Source organism: Pseudonocardia sp. ICBG1142 (assembly GCF_020496255.1).
In the GTDB taxonomy this organism is placed as follows: Bacteria; Actinomycetota; Actinomycetes; order Mycobacteriales; family Pseudonocardiaceae; genus Pseudonocardia.
Genome location: NZ_JAHLJC010000004.1, coordinates 277,421 through 296,154, shown reverse-complemented (window position 1 = coordinate 296,154; position 18,734 = coordinate 277,421). Strand labels below are relative to the sequence as shown.

Sequence of the window (18,734 nt, the reverse complement as noted above, 5' to 3'; positions counted from 1 at the left end):
TTATTTCACGGGGCCTGAATAAGCCTCCCTGTTCGGCCGCAAGCAGGAGGCTTATTCAGGCTCCGTCAGGTAAGTGTGTAGAAGATGAGTCCGATGACTGCCGAGATTGTCGTTTTAAATGTGGCGTAGGGCCGCCGGTAGTCTGTGTGGAGAACTTTCCACGTTTTGATATGGGCGATGACTCGTTCGATGGTGGCGCGTGTGTGGTTGAGGCTCTTGTTGAATGTTTTTTGCCAGTTGAGAAGTTCCCGGCCGGGTGGTTTTTTGAACGGGGTGAGCATGCCGCGCCCGATGTATCCTTTATCGCCGATCGGGGGGTATGTGGCGAGGTGGTCGAGGGCGCCGGATTGGTCGAGGCAATATAGGTCGTGTCGGGAGCCTGGGGTCGGGTCCAGGGCCCCGGCAAAGTCGTGATGGGTGGGTCCTGAGCTGCGGTGATGTGGGGGGTGGGGGTGGGTGCGGACACAGGCTTGGCGTGATCATGAGGGTGTCGAATCCTTGCTCACGTCAGGAAGCCTGTGTCCGCAGTGTCAGTGTCTCCGATCGTTGCTGCTCTGGAAGGCCTGGAGGTCGGTCCTGACGCGGGGAGAGCCGCGCCGGTCGGTGAGGCGGCGGGGTTGTCGCTGGTGGAGGCCCTGTCGCGAGTGCCGGACCCGCGGAAACCACGCGGTGTCCGCCACGGTGTCCTCGCGGTGTTGCTACTGGGGGCGTGCGCGGTGTTGGCGGGGGCCCGGTCGTTCACCGCGATCGCCGAGTACGCCCATGACGTCGGCCGCGCCGTGCTGGACGTGCTCGGGGTGGGCGCGGTCGCTCCGCACGAGTCGACCATCCGCCGGGTCCTGCAACGGGTCGACGCCTCGGCGCTGGAGGCGGCGTTGCAGTCCTGGGTGTTGCCCCAGCTCAGCGCCCAGCCGGCGGCGGAGGGCACACCCCGGCGAGAACAGCGTCGCGTGCTGGCCTTGGACGGCAAGACCCTGCGCGGCGCCCGCGTCCGTGCCGCCGACGGCAGGGTCTGGCTCCCGCATCTGGTGTCGGTGCTCGACCAGACCAGCGGTGGCGTGCTCGGCCAGGTTCAGGTCGCAGAGAAGGGCAGCGAGATCACCGCGTTCACCGCGCTGCTCGACCCCCTCGACCTCGACGATGTACTGGTCACCGCGGACGCTCTGCACACCCAGCGAGCCCACGCCGACTACCTACACCGCCGCGGCGGGCACTACCTGATGACGATCAAAGCGAACCAGCCCACGCTGCTGGCACGGGTACGGGCGCTGCCCTGGACCCAGATCGGCGTCGCTGATCGTCAACGCGGGCGTGGGCACGGCCGCGTCGAGACCCGCACGATCAGCGTGGTCAGCCTGCACCCCTGTCCCGACCTGGGCGCAGAGTTCTTCCCCCACGCATCCCAGGCGATCAAGCTGGTGCGCCGGCGTCGCCCACTGCGGCCTGGCGGGAAGTGGAGAACCGAGACCGCCTACGCGATCACCAGCCTGACCAGCACCGACGCCGATCCAGGACTGCTCGCCCGCTGGATCCGTGGGCACTGGTCGATCGAGAATCGCCTGCACTGGGTCCGTGATGTCTGCTTCGACGAAGACCGCGCCACCGCCCACACCGGTCACGCCCCGCAGGTCATGTCGGCGTTGCGGAACCTCGCGATCACCGCGCTACGCCTGCACGGCGTCAGCAACATCGCCGCAGCACTCCGCCACCACGCCCGCGACCCCCATCGACCACTGACCACCTACAAGATCATCTAGCGACTTTGCCGGGGCCCTGGGGTCGGGTCGGAGATCCACGACAGCTGCCCTTCCAGGGTGGCTGCGACCTGGACGACGACGCCGGTGGTGCGATGCTTGCCCGACCACAGACCCGGCACCGCGGCCCATGACCAGCAGGGCAGCAAGGTTCCATCGATGATGTACTGCCGATCGGCACGAAGCTCCTCTGCCGTCGGAACGACACTCCGCAGCGCCTGTGCCAGCAACGGTGTCACCCCCGTGATCGCTCGACTAACCGTCGACTGCGACACCCCATAGGTTTCCGCCAACTCCCACTGCACACGATTCCCGCGCAGATACGCCAACGTGATCACCACCGACCAGAACAACCCCAGAACCGGCGGCCAAGACAAACGTGCCTCCGTCGCGTCCCGCTGATCCTGCTCATACACTGAGGCTTATTCAGGGTGATCATGAAGTGCGGTGTTTCTCCAGGTCGGGACCGCAGCGAGGTAGCCCGCCAGGCGGCCCTGAATAAGCCTCACTATAGCGACAAGATCCTGAATTTCATCACGCCGGAAACCAGTGGTATAGTACATACTGCGGCAGCCCGTTCATCTCGGATTGATTCGGCAAACCAATATTCGCGATGGACGGGCTGTCGCCCAACCCGACACGCCGGGCTAGATCGTTATTTCACGGGGCCTGAATAAGCCTCCAGGTGTTGGTCGTTTCCGTGGTCGTCTTCCTCGTCGGTTCGACCGGTTCCGGTCTCGCGCAGACCATGGGGCAGCTCGTCGCGTTCCGCGTCGTCCAGGGCGTCGGCAGCGGCGGTCTGTTCGTCTGCGTGCTCGCGATCATCGGCGAGATGTTCTCGCCGCGAGCGGGCGCGAGGTACTACGGCTGGATCTCCGTCACCGTCGGGGTCGCCTCTCTGGCCGGGCCGACCGTCGGTGGTGTCGTCACGGACCTGTTCGGCTGGCGCTGGACGTTCCTGATGAACCTGCCGATCGGGCTGGCGGTGATCGCGATGGTCTCGGCGACGCTGCACCTGCCTCCGCGATCCGCGCCCGGTCGAGTGCGGATCGACCACCTGGGCGCGGTGCTGCTGACCTCTGCCATCGTCGCGCTCAACCTCCTCGCGAACCAGGCCGGCACGTCGGACCCGTGGAGCCCGGGCGTGGTCATCGGTCTCTGCGTGGCATCGGTGCTGCTCGTCGTCGCGTTCGTGCTGTCGCAGCGGCGCGCGGCCGATCCGGTCATCCCACTCGCGCTCTTCCGGAACCGGACGATCAGCGTGGTCTCGGTGGTCGACGTCATCGCCGGGTTCGTCGGCCTCGGCAGCATCAACTACCTCGTGCTCTGGCTGCAGTCGGTCGACCGGCTGGGTGCGGGCCAGTCGGGCCTGATCCTCGCGGCGATGATGCTGGCCGTCGTCGTGAGCCAGTACGGGAGCGCCCGGCTCATCGGGCGCACGGGCTCGTTCCGCTGGTACCCGCCGGCGAGCATGGCTCTCTTCGCCCTGACGGCGCTGCTCTTCGTCACCGCCGGTCCGGCGACGCCGCTCCCGCTGACGATCCTGTACCTGCTGATGTTCGGCGTCGCGGCCGGGCTCAACCAGCAGGCGCTCACCGTCGCCGCGCGCAGCGGCGGGGGAACCCACGACATGGGCGCGGTCCACGGCGTCACGACCATGCTGCGGCAGATGGGCACGTCCCTGGGTGTCTCCGTGTTCGCCGCGATCTTCGCCTCGCGATTCGCGATCGAGACGGCGCAGCACCTCGGACCGGCAGGTGGCGTCCCCGGCGCCGCGGGCCGCTCGGTGGCACCCGATGCCGCCACGCCCCTCTCGCCCGGGCAGCAGTTCGACCTGGCCGGCGCCTACGCCGACTCCCTGCACCGGGTGTTCGCCGCGATGGTCCCGGTCGTCGTCGTCGGGTTCGTGGTCTCGCTGTTCTTCCCGAGCACCCGCCTGCCCGAGGACGCGACGGGCGACGGTGCGGCCCCCGGCGTCGCGGCCGACGGCACGCCCTGACCCCCACCTCCTCCCCGATCCACCCCTCCACGAAGGAGACACCCATGTACCTGATCACCGGTGCCACCGGCACCGTCGGCTCCGAGCTCGTCCCGCAGCTCGTGGCGGCCGGCGAACCCGTCCGCGCGCTGACCCGGTTCCCCGAGAAGGCCGACCTGCCCGAGGGGGTCGAGGTCGTCGGAGGCGACCTCGAACGCCCCGAGAGCCTGGACGGTGTGTTCACCGGCGTGGACGCCGTGTTCGTCGTCCCGCCCGGCTACGGGCCCGAAGGCCCTGTGCACGAGACGAACCTCGTCGCGGCGGCCCGAGCGGCCGGCGTCGGCAAGCTCGTGAAGCTCTCGACCAGCGGGGTCGAGTTCGGTGCCACCGACCCCCTGAGCCTCGGCCACAGCAGTGGTGAGGACGTGGTGCGGGAGTCGGGCATGCGGTGGACCATCCTGCGACCCGGCACGTTCATGTCGTTCGTGGGTCAGTACGCCCGGTCCGTCGCGTCGGACAGCGTCGTCCACACCACCCAGGGGGATCCGACGTCCGCCATGGTCCACCCGCGTGACATCGCCTCGGTGGCGTACCGGGCGCTCCTCACCGACGACCACCTCGGCGCGGCTCTGCCGATCACGGGCGGTGAGGCCATCTCGCCGGCCCGCATGGTGGAGGTCATCGCCGAGGTCGTCGGCCGGCCCGTCGCGCACGTCGAGCGAACCCCGGCCGAGGCCCGGGCCGAGTACGCCGAGCGCGGCTGGGGCGGGCCTCGGCTCGAGGCGCTCCTCGAGCTGAAGCGCCAGTCGGTCGAGTGGGACCGGACGGTGTTCGACATGGTCGAGCGCGTCACGGGCCGGGCGCCGCTGACCCTCCACGACTGGGTCACCGAGAACATCGCGCTCTTCCGCTGACGGGCGACGCGGCGTCGAGCCGGGTGTTCGTGGTTTCCACGAACTCGTGGCCCGGAAAATCGTGGTCGAGCGCATTACCCGGTCGGCCGTCGAGGGAGACGCTGGGTGCATGTCGCAGCATGTGGAGGTCGGGATCGGAGCCGGACCGACTCGACGGCGGTCACTCGGCTTCTTCGCGGTGTGCCTGGGCAACTTCGTGATCATGCTGGACACCAACATCGTCAACCTGGCGGTCCCGCACATCCAGGAGTCGCTCGGCGGCTCGTTCAGCGGGCTGCTGTGGGTCGTCAACGGCTACACGCTGGCGGTGGCCGCGCTGATCCTGTGCGGTGGCGCGATCGGTGACCGGCTCGGCAACGACCGTGCCTACCGGTTCGGTGTGCTCGGCTTCGCGGTCACCTCGCTGCTGTGCGGCCTGGCACCGGGCCTGGAGCTGCTGATCGGCTTCCGGCTGCTGCAGGGGGTCGCGGCGGCACTGCTGCTGCCGGCCCTGCTCGGGCTGATCCCGCACCTGTTCGCCGACCCGGCCGCCCGGTCGCGCGCTGTCGCGATCTGGGGCAGCACCGGCGCGGCCGCGCTCGCCGCGGGCCCGTTGATCTCCGGACTGTTCATCGACACGCTCGGCTGGCGGGCCATCTTCGGGGTGAACGTGCCGATCTGCGTCGGGATCTACCTGCTGGCCCGCCGCACGATCACCGACATCCCGCGCGGGCCGCGCCGTCCGATCGACGGGTGGGGGCAGGTGCTGGCGATCGCGGCGCTGGGCGCGCTGGCGTTCGCCCTGATGGAGGGCCCGTCGTACGGCTGGACGTCGCCGTTGATCCTGGCCGCCGGGGCGCTCGTCGTGCTGGCGGTGCCCGCGTTCGTCGTCGTCCAGGCCCGCAGCGCCCATCCGCTCGTCCCGCCGCGGCTGTTCAGCGATCGCCGGTTCACCGTCGCCGCCGTCAACGGGCTGGTGTTCCAGTTCGTCTTCTTCGGCACCCTGTTCCTGCTCGCGATCTACCTGCAGACCGTGCACCGGACGAGTGCGCTGGTCGCCGGCCTGCAGCTGCTCCCGATCACCATCGCGACGGCGCTCGCCCCGCCGTTGCTCACCAGCCGCCTGATGATCGAGCGCGGGCTGAGCGTGCCGGTCTACCTGGCCGCGCTGGTCGGGGTGCCCGGCTTCCTCCTCATGTTGCTGTGCGATGCCACCTCGCCGTACTGGGTGCTCGGCGCCGCGATGGCCCTGCAGGGCCTGTGGAGCGGGCTGGCGCTGCCACCGACGGCCTCGCTCGCGGTGGTCAGCCCCCCACCGGGCCTGACCGGCACGGGCAGCGGCGTGTTCAACGCCAGCCGCCAGCTCGGCGGTGTGCTGGGCGTCGCGGTGCTGGGCGGCATCATGAGCTCCGCCGATTCGGTGGTGACCGGCATGCACATCGGCATGGTCATCTGCGCCGTCGGCGTCGGCGTCGGCGTCATCGCGTTGCTCGTCCGGTACGCGACCGTTCCCGCATCCGCAGGGTGATCCACGAGTTCAGCAGGCCGCGCACCTCGCGCGGATCCCAGCCGGTCAGCTGTGTCCAGCGGTCCAGGCGGTACTTCACCGAGTTCGGGTGCAGGTTCAGCGACTTCGCGGCCGACGTGATCGAGAACCCGCACTCCGCGTACCCGAGGACGGCGTCGGCGAGATGAGGGTGGTCGGCGGCGACGTCGCTGCCGACCTGCAGCAGCGGTGCGAGCCGTGGCCCGTGCGGCAGCAACGTCGCGGGCAGCCACTCCTCGCCGAACAGCACCGCCTCGCCGGCGCCCGCCACGGCCAGTGCCCGTTCGGCGTCGACGATGCTGGCCTCGGCCCCGGCCAGGCCCGGCCGGGGCAGACCGATGCCGACGGCCTCCCCGGGCAGCGCCTCGTGCACCGTCGCGGTCACCAGGTCGGCCGCGGCGGCCTGGCCCAGCACGACGCCGTGCGTTCCGCGGGTGGCGGAGTGGATCGTGCCCGGCAGCCGCCGCAGCCGTTGGCGCAGCTGGTCGAGCCCGTCCTCGGGCCGGCTCGGCAGCAGGAAGCAGACGGCCTGGAACGACCCGTCCGGGTCGAACGTCAGCGCACGGGCGAGGTGCACGGCCTCACCCGACGGGTCCTCGCCGGCGCGCAGGATCTCCAGGAACCGGTGCGTCATGGTGATCTGCACGGCGTGCTGGGAACGCAGGGTCTCGGCGTGCGCGTCGGCCGAGGCACTGCTGATCAGCCGGATCCACGTCCACCACAGGTCCACGACGCGCACCAGGTGCGCCGCGAGCGGTGGCTCCCGCTCGTCGGCCCTGGCCAGCAGCACGTTCCACATCTCGCGGTAGCCGACGTGGTACGCGCCGATCATCTCCTCGACCCGCACCCCCTGCCGGGCCCGTTGCCGCCCCAGCTCCCGGGCTGCCTCGGTCTGCGTCGCCGTGGGCGGGCACCGGGCGGCGAGCCCGTCGAGCAGGCCGCGGAACTGCTCACCGACGTGCTTCTCGTGGTCGGCGCGCGGGACGTGCTCGTAGTCGGGCGACGCTGCCCGGATGTGCGTGACGATCTCCGGGACGATGACGGGCACGTCGCGGCGCACCTCGGCACACAGCCCGCGGACCTCGGGCCAGTCCTCGTCGAGCGCGCTACCCACCTCACGACCGTTCCAGCTGGGCCCACGCCAGCGCCAGCCGATCGACGAACTCGGCGGCCACGTGCGACGGTTGGGTGAACGGGACGCGGATGTGGGTGTCGTCGCGACCTGTGGCGTCCAGCGCGGGGCCGGGCAGCACCTCCACGCCGTGGCGCAGGGCGAGCTGGGCGTAGGCGGTGGCGTTCGGCCGCGGCAGCGTCACCCACAGCGCGATCCCGCCGTCGGGACGGCGCCAGCGCCAGCTCGGCAAGCGATCGCGCAGCAGTTCCTCCAGCACGTCGAGCCGGTGCGACAGCTCGGCCGAGCGGGTCGCCATCGGCCAGCCGTGACGGCGCAGCAGCCGGGCGGCGATGGCGTGGTCGAGCAGCGGGCCGCCCAGGTCGATGAGGCTCTTGCGGTAGGTCAGGGAGTCGATGATGTCGGCGGACGCCCGCAGCCAGCCGACCCGCAGTCCCCGCCAGACGGCGTTGTCGAGCGACCCGACGGTGAGGACCTCGGCCTGCGGAGCGCCGTACGCGGCGATCGGCAGTGGTGGCGCGTCGCCGTGGGCCAACCCGATGTAGGAGTGGTCCTCGATCACCGGGACGCGGTGGCGCGCGGTGATGCGGGCCAGCGCCTGCCGGCGGGCCTGCGACATGAGGATGCCGGTGGGGTTCTGGTAGGTCGGCATCACGTAGACGAACGCGGGCGGCCGCTCGGCGAGCGTGCGGTCCAGCTCGACGGCGTCGATGCCCTCGTCGTCGAGCGGCACCCCGACCAGCTGCGCACCGGCGTTGGTGAAGATGTCGAGGTAGCCGGGCCAGCTCGGGTTCTCCACGACGACGCTCACCCCCGGCCGCACGTACAGCTGGGTGGCCAGCAGCACCGCGGGGTGCGCGCCGTTGGTCACCAGGATCTGGTCGGTGCTGGTGGGCAGCCCGGCACGGGTGTAGGAGTCGGCGACCGCCTCCCGCAGGGTGAGCAGGCCGCGCGGCTGGTAGCCCGTGCCTGACAGCAGCTCCTTGAGGTCGGACTCGACCGTCTCCCGGACCGCCTGGCCGATCCCCGCGCTGTCGTCCCAGTCGGGGATGGCGAGTGAGATGACGTCCTTCTGCCCGGTGATGAGCCGGCGCACGATCGAGGTGGTGCGGCCCTCCGGCACGGCCGCGGTGAACTCGCGCCGGGGCCGCGCCTCGAGGCTCACCCGGGTGCCGCTGCCGCGCCTGCTCACGAGCAGGCCCTCGCCGCGCAGCCGGTCGTAGGCCGCGACGACGGTCGTGCGGCTCACGGCCAGCTGGTCGGCGAGCTGACGCTCCGACGGGAGCCGCCGCCCCGGCAGCAGCGCGCCGGACTCGATCGCGTCGCGGACCGCCCCCGCGATGCGCAGGTGGAGCGGCCCACTGCCGGCCGACCAGTCTCCGAGCACGCCGAGGATATCGGTCGGAAAACGGTCCATTTCCGGAGGCTTATTCAGGCCCCGTGAAATAACGATCTAGCCCGGCGTGTCGGGTTGGGCGACAGCCCGTCCATCGCGAATATTGGTTTGCCGAATCAATCCGAGATGAACGGGCTGCCGCAGTATGTACTATACCACTGGTTTCCGGCGTGATGAAATTCAGGATCTTGTCGCTATAGTGTATGAGCAGGATCAGCGGGACGCGACGGAGGCACGTTTGTCTTGGCCGCCGGTTCTGGGGTTGTTCTGGTCGGTGGTGATCACGTTGGCGTATCTGCGCGGGAATCGTGTGCAGTGGGAGTTGGCGGAAACCTATGGGGTGTCGCAGTCGACGGTTAGTCGAGCGATCACGGGGGTGACACCGTTGCTGGCACAGGCGCTGCGGAGTGTCGTTCCGACGGCAGAGGAGCTTCGTGCCGATCGGCAGTACATCATCGATGGAACCTTGCTGCCCTGCTGGTCATGGGCCGCGGTGCCGGGTCTGTGGTCGGGCAAGCATCGCACCACCGGCGTCGTCGTCCAGGTCGCAGCCACCCTGGAAGGGCAGCTGTCGTGGATCTCCGACCCGACCCCAGGCTCCCGACACGACCTATATTGCCTCGACCAATCCGGCGCCCTCGACCACCTCGCCACATACCCCCCGATCGGCGATAAAGGATACATCGAGGCTTATTCAGGGTGATCATGAAGTGCGGTGTTTCTCCAGGTCGGGACCGCAGCGAGGTAGCCCGCCAGGCGGCCCTGAATAAGCCTCATCGGGCGCGGCATGCTCACCCCGTTCAAAAAACCACCCGGCCGGGAACTTCTCGACTGGCAAAAAACATTCAACAAGAGCCTCAACCACACACGCGCCACCATCGAACGAGTCATCGCCCATATCAAAACGTGGAAAGTTCTCCACACAGACTACCGGCGGCCCTACGCCACATTTAAAACGACAATCTCGGCAGTCATCGGACTCATCTTCTACACACTTACCTGACGGAGCCTGAATAAGCCTCCCGATGTCATTGGCCATATCCAAAGGTGCGCGCCGCAGGAAGACTCGCCGATGGTAGTCGACGGGGGCGGCGCCGGCGAGTGATCGCCGCGCCACATGTTACAGCTGACACAAGGTTGTGTTAACTCGTTAGGCAGACTCCTTGACGGAACGAGGCTCCTATGTCTGATGCGATGACGATATCGGCGCGGCTGGACCGAATGCCGATCACCCGGCTGCACGTCATGGCAGTGGTGTGCGTCGGCCTCGGACTGTTCTTCGACACCTACGAGGTCTTCCTCGCCGGCACGCTCTCCGGCGTGCTCAAGCAGCATTTCGAGCTCGGCGCGGACCCGTTGAAGGCGGTGTTGGCGAGCGCGTTCGTCGGACAGTTCATCGGAGCTATCTTCCTCGGCCGGGTGGCCGACCGGATCGGTCGGCGGCGGGCGTTCCTGCTGAATCTCGGGATCTATTCTTTCTTCTCGCTCGTGGGTGGCCTCGCTCCGAACGTCGAGGTGCTCGTGGTGTCGCGATTCCTCGCCGGAGTGGGCCTGGGTGCCGAGCTGGCACTGGCCGATGCCTACCTGGCCGATCTGCTGCCGGCCAGGCTGCGTGGCCGGTTCACCGCGCTCGCCTACGCCGTGGGTTTCCTCGGCGTGCCGACGGCCGGGTTCCTGGCCAGCATTCTCGTGCCATTGAGCCCATTCGGCGTCGACGGCTGGCGGTGGATGTTCATCCTCGGTGCGCTCGGTGCGTTGATCGTCTGGGTGCTGCGGCGGATGCTGCCGGAGTCACCCCGCTGGCTGGAGGCCGTCGGTCGCCACGACGAGGCGGACGCGCTGATGACGAAGTGGGAGGACGCTGCCCGCGCGAGCGGAAAGGTGTTGCCGGAACCCGAGCAGAAACCGGAGAGTCCGACCGTTGCCGAGAAGATGCCGCTGTCGGCCATCTTCGCCCCTCGCTTTCGGCGCACCACCACCATGGCCTGGGTGCTCAACTTCTGCTCGGCGTTCGGCTACTACGGATTCGGCACCATCGCCCCACTGGTGCTGGCCGCGAAGGGCTATTCGATCGTCGCCTCCCTGGCCTATCTCGGGTTCATCTTCATCGGTTACCCGCTCGGTTCGGCACTGTCCCTGCCGATCGTGGAACGCGTGGAACGCAAGGTGCTGATCGCGGTGACCGCGGGTGGCATGGCGGTGGCCGGGCTGCTCTTCGGGTACGCCCAGTCGCCCGCCACGATCATCCTGTGGGGATTCATCTTCACGCTGGTGAGCAACATCTACTCGAATGCCTACCACGTCTATCACGGCGAGATCTATCCGACGGCCCTCCGGGCGACCGGTGCCGGCGTCGCGTACTCGATCAGCCGGCTGACCACGGCCGCACTGCCCTACGTCCTGCTCCCCGCGTTGGTCATCGGGCCGGAGTTCGTGTTCGGCGTGGTCGCCGCCGCGCTCGCCGTCCTGATCGTGAACGTGCTGGTGCTTGGCCCGCGGACCACCGGCAGGTCGCTGGAGTCGGTCACACCCGCGGTCGAGGGGCCCGGCCCGCTCACGGAGGTCGACCTGCCGAAGGGTCCCGCCCGATGAGTGCGCCGATGAGTGCCGAGGACGAGGCCGTCTCCATCTGCCGCGACCTGATGCGGTTCGACACGTCCAACTACGGCGACGACCGCGGGCCCGGTGAGCGGCTCGCCGCCGAGTACGCGGCGGGGCTGCTGACCGAGGTGGGTCTCGACGTCGAGCTGATCGAGCCGCGCCCGGGCCGCACGACGGTGATGGCGCGCTGGCCCGGGGCCGATCCCCAGCGGCCCGGCCTGCTGGTGCACGCCCACACCGACGTCGTGCCGGCCGAGCCCGCGCTCTGGCGCCACCACCCGTTCGGCGGGGAGATCGCCGACGGCTGCCTGTGGGGCCGTGGCGCGGTCGACATGAAGTACTTCGCGGCGCAGATGCTGGCGGTGGTCCGGGCGCGGATGCGGGCGGGGCGCCCGCCGGCGCGCGACGTCGTGCTCGCGTTCGTCGCCGACGAGGAGAACGGAGGTCGGCTCGGCGCGCGATGGCTGGTGGACAACAGACCGGAGCTGTTCGAGGGGTGCACCGAGGCGATCGGTGAGGTCGGCGGCTTCTCGGCGACGTTGCCGAACGGCCGCCGGCTCTACCTGGTGGAGACCGCGGAGAAGGGGGTCATCTGGTTCCGGGTGACCACGAAGGGGATCGCCGGGCACGGCTCCATGCTCAACTCCTCCAACGCGATCGCGCAGCTCGGTGAGATCATGCACCGGGTCGGCGAGCACCGGTTCCCGGTCCAGCTCACCCCGACGACCCGGCAGTTCATCGACGCGCTGTCCGCCGAACTGGACGAGCAGTTCCACCCGGACGACCCGGACGCGCTGCTCAAGGCGATCTCCCCGCTCGAACGGATCGTGGGCGCGTCGCTGCAGAACATCGCGTCGCCGACGTTGATCAGCGCCGGCAACAAGACCAACGTGATCCCGAGCCTGGCCAGCGCCGAGCTGGACTGCCGGTTCCTGCCGGGGCACGAGGACGAGTTCATCGCGTCCTTCGTCGCGCTGGTCGGGCCGAACGCGACGTGCGAGATCTTCTATCGGGACGTCGCGGTCGAGACGGACTTCCCGACCCCGCTCACGCACGCGATGGCGGCCAGCGTGGCCCGCCACGACCCGGGCGCCGGTGTGATCCCGTACCTGCTGCCCGCGGGTACGGACGCGAAGCACTTCAGCCGGCTCGGCATCGCCTGCTACGGCTTCGCCCCACTCAAGCTGCCGGCCGACTTCGATTTCCCGGTCGCCTTCCACGGCAGGGCCCCGGCAAAGTCGCTAGATGATCTTGTAGGTGGTCAGTGGTCGATGGGGGTCGCGGGCGTGGTGGCGGAGTGCTGCGGCGATGTTGCTGACGCCGTGCAGGCGTAGCGCGGTGATCGCGAGGTTCCGCAACGCCGACATGACCTGCGGGGCGTGACCGGTGTGGGCGGTGGCGCGGTCTTCGTCGAAGCAGACATCACGGACCCAGTGCAGGCGATTCTCGATCGACCAGTGCCCACGGATCCAGCGGGCGAGCAGTCCTGGATCGGCGTCGGTGCTGGTCAGGCTGGTGATCGCGTAGGCGGTCTCGGTTCTCCACTTCCCGCCAGGCCGCAGTGGGCGACGCCGGCGCACCAGCTTGATCGCCTGGGATGCGTGGGGGAAGAACTCTGCGCCCAGGTCGGGACAGGGGTGCAGGCTGACCACGCTGATCGTGCGGGTCTCGACGCGGCCGTGCCCACGCCCGCGTTGACGATCAGCGACGCCGATCTGGGTCCAGGGCAGCGCCCGTACCCGTGCCAGCAGCGTGGGCTGGTTCGCTTTGATCGTCATCAGGTAGTGCCCGCCGCGGCGGTGTAGGTAGTCGGCGTGGGCTCGCTGGGTGTGCAGAGCGTCCGCGGTGACCAGTACATCGTCGAGGTCGAGGGGGTCGAGCAGCGCGGTGAACGCGGTGATCTCGCTGCCCTTCTCTGCGACCTGAACCTGGCCGAGCACGCCACCGCTGGTCTGGTCGAGCACCGACACCAGATGCGGGAGCCAGACCCTGCCGTCGGCGGCACGGACGCGGGCGCCGCGCAGGGTCTTGCCGTCCAAGGCCAGCACGCGACGCTGTTCTCGCCGGGGTGTGCCCTCCGCCGCCGGCTGGGCGCTGAGCTGGGGCAACACCCAGGACTGCAACGCCGCCTCCAGCGCCGAGGCGTCGACCCGTTGCAGGACCCGGCGGATGGTCGACTCGTGCGGAGCGACCGCGCCCACCCCGAGCACGTCCAGCACGGCGCGGCCGACGTCATGGGCGTACTCGGCGATCGCGGTGAACGACCGGGCCCCCGCCAACACCGCGCACGCCCCCAGTAGCAACACCGCGAGGACACCGTGGCGGACACCGCGTGGTTTCCGCGGGTCCGGCACTCGCGACAGGGCCTCCACCAGCGACAACCCCGCCGCCTCACCGACCGGCGCGGCTCTCCCCGCGTCAGGACCGACCTCCAGGCCTTCCAGAGCAGCAACGATCGGAGACACTGACACTGCGGACACAGGCTTCCTGACGTGAGCAAGGATTCGACACCCTCATGATCACGCCAAGCCTGTGTCCGCACCCACCCCCACCCCCCACATCACCGCAGCTCAGGACCCACCCATCACGACTTTGCCGGGGCCCTGCCTTCCACGGTGTCGACGAGCGTGTTCCGGTCGATGCCCTGCGTTTCGGCGTACCCGTGCTCGACGACTTCTTCGATCGGTGCTGAGTCCCGCCCGAGAGCGGTCCAACAGTAACCGACGCGTAACGTTGACCTCCATCCAGGAAACGTGAGAACCGTATTCTGGACAGTATCTTCGAGTGGATCCGAAAGGGGCTTCGGTGAATCAGTTGCGCCTGGCCCTCATCGACAGCGACACGTTGTTGCGGGAGTGTCTGGCCGAGCTCTGCGACATCGAGCCCGATCTGCGAGTGATCGGTCAGGCCGACGGCGGCCCTGCCGCGGTGGCGCTCGTGCGGCGCGACCGGCCCGATGTCGTGCTGCTCGACGCGGAGACCGCGGATGGGCCCGTCGACGTGCTTCATTCCCTGGTCACAGCGCCGTCGGCGCCGCGTGTGGTCGTGCTCGGCGTCCACGGGCACACACGTGCCGTGCGCAGGCTGATGGCGGCCGGCGCCCACGGATACGTCTCGAAGCGGTCGACGCGGGCAGAGTTGCTCGCCGTCGTCCGCACGGTCGGCGCACGCAGCGACCAGGTGCTCCTCGCGCTGCCGGCAATCGCCGTTCACCGGTTCGGTGAAACACCTCGCGGACCGCTGTCGCCCCGCGAGGTGGAGGTGCTCGACCTGGTCGCGCAGGGGCTCAGCAATGCCCAGGTCGGCGCCCGGCTGTCCATTTGCGCCGGCACGGTGAAAAGGCATCTCACAAACATCTACGCCAAGTTCGGGGTGCATTCACGGACGAATGCCATCAACCGGGCGGCGGCCCTGCAGATCCTCTGAATGGCCCACTGTCCGACATGGGGAGACGACGAATGACCACGAATTCAGTCCGAGAAATCGCCGCCGATCTCGCGGCCGACGCCGCGCTCCTGGAGATCGCCGAGAACGTCGGCATCTCCGCGCTGCTCGACGGGGAGGCCCCGTTCTCCCTGGCCGAGGTCACCGCGCTCGCCTCGGTCCCCGAGGCCGGGGCGCGGTCCTTCCTCGGGGCGCTGGTCGCCGCCGGCCTGCTCGATCCCGCGGGCGACGACAGCTTCACCCCGTGCGCCGACATGGCCGACCGGCGCTACGCCGCGGGCTACCTGTCCTGGTCGCTCACCGCGAACCGGCCCTACCTCGACCACGCGGCGGAGTTCCTGCGCGAACCCGATGCCGTGGCCGGCAGGTACAGCCGGGACGGGCGCAGCGTGGCGATCTCGTCGCGCTGGATCGGCTCGGCCGGCTTCTATCCCGGCCAGGTCGCGGAGATCCTCAGCCGCAAGCCGCAGCGCATCGTCGATCTCGGGTCCGGCGCGGGCGGGCTCCTGATCCAGCTGCTGACGGCGCTGCCGACCAGCACCGGCCTGGCCCTGGACATGAGCGCGGGCGCCTGCGAAGCGGCCGAGCAGGCCGCGGAGCTGGCCGGGGTGAGCGACCGGCTCACGATGGTCAACCGGCCCATCGAGTCGCTGCTGGAGCACCCGGAGCCGGTGCAGGGCGCCGACGTCGTCCACGCCGGGTTCGTCATGCACGACACCGCGGCGCAGCCGGAGGTGCTCGAGGGGATCCTGCGCACCTGCCGCGAGGGCCTCGCCGAGGGCGGGAGCGTCATCGTCACCGACTGCGTCCCGTACGCCCAGGATCCGCGGGAACGCGCCTTCAGCGCGCTGTTCACCTACCTGCACGCCGCGTCGATGGAGGTGAACCTCCCGACCGAGACCGAGTGGCGCGCGGCGTTCACCCGTGCCGGGTTCGGCGACGTGACGCTCACCCCGCTGCCGATGCCGGGCAGCCGCCTGATCATCGCGAGCCGATGATCGCGCCCGACGCGCGCAGCCGCGCCGAGATCCTGTACGAGGCCCGCGCCACGCAACAGCCGGTCGCCCCGTTCACCGACGACGACCCGACCCTGGGCGCGGCCGGGGGCTACGCCGTCCAGCGGGAGCTGACGGCGCTGCTGCTGGCCGACGGCGACAGTGTCGTCGGCTACAAGGCGGGGCTCACCTCGGCTCCGATGCAGGAGATGTTCGGGGTCGACACCCCCGACTTCGCCCCGGTGTTCGGCTCCACCCTCCACGCGGACGGCGCCGTCCTCGACCGCGGCAGGTTCATCGCGCCCAAGGTGGAGGCGGAGATCGTGTTCCGGCTGGCGTCGCCGCTGACCGGGCCCGGCGTCGGCGTCGAGCAGGCGCGCGCCGCGATCGGTGAGGTCGCGGCCGGGCTGGAGATCGTCGACTCCCGGATCGTGGACTGGCGCATCCGCCTGGCCGACACGATCGCCGATCTCGCCTCCAGCGGGGCGGCCGTGCTGGGCTCCTGGGTGGAGGCCACGTCCGGCACCGACTACCGACGACTCGGTGTCACGTTCCGCCGCAACGGCGAGGTGGTGGCGAGCGGGACCGGCGCCGCCGCACTCGGCGACCCGGTCGCGGTCGTCGCGTGGCTCGCCAACGTGTTCGGCGAGCAAGGGATCACCCTCGAAGCCGGGCACCTGGTCATGACCGGCGCGCTGCACGCCGCGGTCCCGCTGGAGCACGGCGACACCTGCACCGCCGAGTTCGACCAGCTCGGCGCGATCACCGTCCACGCGGGACGGGCCGTCCCACCGGATGAGAAGAGGGGGATTCCCCGATGAAGCGAACAGGCGGGCTCTCCGCAGCAGTGCTCGGCGCCGGGCTCATCGGTGTCGACCTGGCCGACAAGATCATGCACTCGGACGTGCTGGACCTGGCCCTGGTCGTGGGCCGCGACGGAGCCAACGCCGGGCTCCGCCAGGCCGCCCGGCTCGGCATGCCGATCGCCGACCGCGGCATCTCCTCGATCATCGAGGTGGACGAGCCCTTCGACGTCGTCTTCGACGCCACCAACGCCGTCGCGCACACCGAGCACGCCGAACGGCTCGCCCCCTTCGACACGATGCTGGTCGACCTGACCCCGAGCCGGGCCGGGCGGATGGTCGTCCCGACCGTGAACGGGGCGAGCGCGGCGGGCCTGCGCGACATCAGCATGGTCACCTGCGGCGGGCAGGCCGCGATCCCGGTGCTGCACGCGATCACCGCGGAACACCGCGTCGACTACGTCGAGGTGGTCACCACGGCCGCGACGCTCAGCGTCGGTCACGGCACGCGCATCAACCTCGACGAGTACGTCGACACCACCCAGGACGCCGTCCGCACCTTCACCGGCGTCGGCGACGTGAAGGCGATCCTCAACATCAGCCCGGCCCGGCCGCCGGCGACCTTCCGGGTGGCCATGTCGATGCTGGGCTCGGGCTTCCGCGAGGACTCGGTCCGAGACCTCGCCGAGGGCGTGGCCAAGGAACTGCGCGGGTTCGTCGGCGGGTTCGTCGTGTCGGCGTGCTCGGTGCAGGACGAGCGGGCGTTCGTCGCCGTCGAGGTCACGGCCTCCGGCGAACGGCTCCCGCGCTACGCGGGCAATCTCGACATCATCAACTCCGCCGCGCTCAGCATCGCCGAGCGATGTGCGGACGACCGGCGGTCGATCGCCGAGGCGGAGGCGTCATGAGTGCGGCACCGGCACGAACGATCCAGATCCACGATCCGACGTTGCGCGACGGCCACCACGCGGTTCGCCACCAGCTCGACGCGCAGCAGCTCCGCGGGTACGCCGAGGCGGCGAACGCAGCCGGTGTGCCCGTCGTCGAGGTCGGGCACGGCAACGGTCTGGGCGCGTCGTCGCTGCAGGTCGGACGGGCACTGCTGAGCGACGACGAGATGCTCGCGACCGTCCGGGAGGCGCTCACCACCAGCAAGATGGCGGTGTTCATGCTGCCGGGCTGGGGCACCGTGCGCGATCTCGACGATGCCGTCGCGCACGGTGTCGATCTCGTGCGCATCGGCACCCACTGCACCGAGGGCGATCTCGCCGAACGCCACCTCGAGCACCTGCGCGAGCGTGGCGTGGAGGCACATGCCGTGCTCCTGATGAGCCACATGGCCACCCCGGATGGCCTCGCCGAGGAGTGCGCCCGACTGGTCGGGTTCGGCGCCACCGGAGTCGGGATCATGAACTCGTCGGGGCACTACCTGCCCGGCGACGTCACGGAGCGGATCACGGCCATGTGCGCCGCGGTCGACGTCCCGGTGATGTTCCACGGGCACAACAACCTCGGCATGGCCGTGGCGAACTCGGTGGCCGCGGCCGAGGCCGGCGCGTCGATCCTGGACGCGTGCGCCCGCGGTTTCGGCGCCGGCGCCGGCAACACCCAGCTCGAGGTGCTCGTGCCCGTCCTGGACCGGATCGGGTTCGACACCGGCATCGATCTCTACAAGCTCCTCGACGCCGCCGACCTCGCCGAACGCGATCTCATGACGGCGCCGCCGGCCGTCGACTCGGTCGCGATCGTGAGCGGGCTCGCCGGAGTGTTCTCCGGGTTCAAGACCCGCGTGATCGAGGTGTCGGCCCGTGAGGGCGTCGATCCGCGCGATGTGTTCTTCGCCCTGGGCCGGCTCCAGGCGGTCGCCGGTCAGGAGGACCTGATCGTCGACGTCGCCCAGACGATGGCCCGTGCCGCCGCAGAGAAAGTGAGTGCGTGATGATCTCGACCTACTCGGTCCTCACCGAGATCCTGGTGGACGAGTTCCAGCTCTGTGCCGAGGACCTGAGCGCGGACGCGCGGTGCGGCGAGGTGGGGCTGGACTCCTTGACCGCCGCCGAGCTCGCAGGACTGCTGCGCAGCCGCCTGGGCGTCGAGGTCCAGGACTACGAGCTGCTGGAGCTGCCCACGCTCGGCGACGTCGCCGCGCTGGTGGAGACGCGCCTGCCGGCCGACCAGCGGCAGGGCTGAGG

18 protein-coding genes and 1 pseudogene are annotated in these 18,734 nt (G+C 69.7%); 13 read left to right on the top strand and 6 right to left on the bottom strand.

Annotated elements, in window-relative coordinates; genetic code table 11:
- Positions 1–65 precede the first annotated feature (65 nt).
- The gene (locus tag KPL59_RS03895) at positions 66–395 is read right to left on the bottom strand and encodes a transposase family protein (RefSeq protein WP_226360120.1); all 330 of its coding nucleotides are present in this window, start codon (positions 393–395) and stop codon (positions 66–68) included.
- A gap of 138 nt (positions 396–533) precedes the next feature.
- Between KPL59_RS03895 and KPL59_RS03890 the strand changes: the two genes are divergently transcribed.
- Positions 534–1,757 (top strand): ISAs1 family transposase, encoded by a 1,224-nt coding sequence (locus tag KPL59_RS03890; RefSeq protein ID WP_226351754.1) that lies wholly within the window; start codon positions 534–536, stop codon positions 1,755–1,757.
- On the opposite strand, the gene KPL59_RS03885 is transcribed toward KPL59_RS03890, so the two are convergent.
- Together KPL59_RS03885 and KPL59_RS03880 are read right to left on the bottom strand one after the other, a co-directional pair.
- A complete protein-coding gene (locus tag KPL59_RS03885) occupies positions 1,754–2,170 on the bottom strand; it encodes a transposase family protein (RefSeq protein WP_226359959.1) in 417 nt (138 codons plus the stop codon). The genes KPL59_RS03890 and KPL59_RS03885 overlap by 4 nt on opposite strands.
- Positions 2,171–2,176: 6 nt before the next feature.
- Positions 2,177–2,317: a hypothetical protein gene (locus tag KPL59_RS03880; RefSeq protein WP_226359958.1), complete on the bottom strand. Its 141-nt coding sequence runs from the start codon at positions 2,315–2,317 to the stop codon at positions 2,177–2,179.
- Positions 2,318–2,439: 122 nt separating this feature from the next.
- On the opposite strand from KPL59_RS03880, the gene KPL59_RS03875 reads away from it, so the two are divergent.
- The 3 genes from KPL59_RS03875 to KPL59_RS03865 all read left to right on the top strand — a co-directional run bounded on the left by KPL59_RS03875 (position 2,440) and on the right by KPL59_RS03865 (position 6,153).
- Positions 2,440–3,753, top strand: coding sequence for an MFS transporter (locus KPL59_RS03875; RefSeq protein ID WP_226359957.1), 1,314 nt, complete (start codon positions 2,440–2,442; stop codon positions 3,751–3,753).
- A gap of 44 nt (positions 3,754–3,797) precedes the next feature.
- Positions 3,798–4,646, top strand: coding sequence for an NAD(P)H-binding protein (locus tag KPL59_RS03870; RefSeq protein ID WP_226359956.1), 849 nt, complete (start codon positions 3,798–3,800; stop codon positions 4,644–4,646).
- Positions 4,647–4,755: 109 nt separating this feature from the next.
- Positions 4,756–6,153 carry a DHA2 family efflux MFS transporter permease subunit gene (locus KPL59_RS03865; RefSeq protein WP_226359955.1) on the top strand — a complete coding sequence of 466 codons (1,398 nt, stop codon included), beginning with the start codon at positions 4,756–4,758 and terminating at the stop codon, positions 6,151–6,153.
- On the opposite strand, the gene KPL59_RS36700 is transcribed toward KPL59_RS03865, so the two are convergent.
- Complete coding sequence (locus tag KPL59_RS36700) at positions 6,104–7,285, bottom strand: CdaR family transcriptional regulator (protein WP_226359954.1); 1,182 nt, start codon at positions 7,283–7,285, stop codon at positions 6,104–6,106. The two genes, KPL59_RS03865 and KPL59_RS36700, sit on opposite strands and share 50 nt — an antisense overlap.
- Position 7,286: 1 nt before the next feature.
- Positions 7,287–8,690: a PLP-dependent aminotransferase family protein gene (locus KPL59_RS03855; RefSeq protein WP_226359953.1), complete on the bottom strand. Its 1,404-nt coding sequence runs from the start codon at positions 8,688–8,690 to the stop codon at positions 7,287–7,289.
- 154 nt (positions 8,691–8,844) lie between these two features.
- Here KPL59_RS03855 and KPL59_RS03850 point away from each other — a divergent pair.
- The 3 genes and pseudogenes from KPL59_RS03850 (at position 8,845) to KPL59_RS03840 (ending at position 12,634) form a co-directional block, all read left to right on the top strand.
- Positions 8,845–9,702 (top strand): annotated as a pseudogene (locus KPL59_RS03850) (transposase family protein).
- A gap of 179 nt (positions 9,703–9,881) precedes the next feature.
- A complete protein-coding gene (locus KPL59_RS03845) occupies positions 9,882–11,291 on the top strand; it encodes an MFS transporter (RefSeq protein WP_226359952.1) in 1,410 nt (469 codons plus the stop codon).
- An 8-nt stretch (positions 11,292–11,299) separates the two neighbouring features.
- Positions 11,300–12,634, top strand: a complete 1,335-nt coding sequence (locus KPL59_RS03840) for a M20/M25/M40 family metallo-hydrolase (protein ID WP_255676266.1) — start codon at positions 11,300–11,302, stop codon at positions 12,632–12,634.
- On the opposite strand, the gene KPL59_RS03835 is transcribed toward KPL59_RS03840, so the two are convergent.
- Entirely contained in the window at positions 12,542–13,765 is a 1,224-nt protein-coding gene (locus tag KPL59_RS03835; RefSeq protein WP_226351754.1) for an ISAs1 family transposase, read from the bottom strand. The genes KPL59_RS03840 and KPL59_RS03835 overlap by 93 nt on opposite strands.
- 340 nt (positions 13,766–14,105) lie before the next feature.
- Between KPL59_RS03835 and KPL59_RS03830 the strand changes: the two genes are divergently transcribed.
- From KPL59_RS03830 to KPL59_RS03805, 6 genes are read left to right on the top strand one after another with little or no spacing between them, the layout of a single operon-like run.
- Positions 14,106–14,726, top strand: coding sequence for a response regulator transcription factor (locus KPL59_RS03830; protein WP_226359950.1), 621 nt, complete (start codon positions 14,106–14,108; stop codon positions 14,724–14,726).
- A 32-nt stretch (positions 14,727–14,758) separates the two neighbouring features.
- Positions 14,759–15,742: a methyltransferase domain-containing protein gene (locus tag KPL59_RS03825; RefSeq protein ID WP_226359949.1), complete on the top strand. Its 984-nt coding sequence runs from the start codon at positions 14,759–14,761 to the stop codon at positions 15,740–15,742.
- On the top strand, positions 15,739–16,560 hold the full coding sequence (locus KPL59_RS03820; RefSeq protein ID WP_226359948.1) for a 2-keto-4-pentenoate hydratase: 822 nt from the start codon (positions 15,739–15,741) through the stop codon (positions 16,558–16,560). Before KPL59_RS03825 ends, KPL59_RS03820 begins: the two co-directional genes overlap by 4 nt.
- Entirely contained in the window at positions 16,557–17,450 is an 894-nt protein-coding gene (locus KPL59_RS03815; RefSeq protein ID WP_226359947.1) for a hypothetical protein, read from the top strand. Before KPL59_RS03820 ends, KPL59_RS03815 begins: the two co-directional genes overlap by 4 nt.
- Positions 17,447–18,481 carry a 4-hydroxy-2-oxovalerate aldolase gene (gene dmpG, locus KPL59_RS03810; protein WP_226359946.1) on the top strand — a complete coding sequence of 345 codons (1,035 nt, stop codon included), beginning with the start codon at positions 17,447–17,449 and terminating at the stop codon, positions 18,479–18,481. The genes KPL59_RS03815 and dmpG overlap by 4 nt, the downstream gene beginning before the upstream one ends.
- Complete coding sequence (locus KPL59_RS03805; RefSeq protein ID WP_020626707.1) at positions 18,481–18,732, top strand: acyl carrier protein; 252 nt, start codon at positions 18,481–18,483, stop codon at positions 18,730–18,732. The genes dmpG and KPL59_RS03805 overlap by 1 nt, the downstream gene beginning before the upstream one ends.
- Positions 18,733–18,734: the final 2 nt, after the last annotated feature.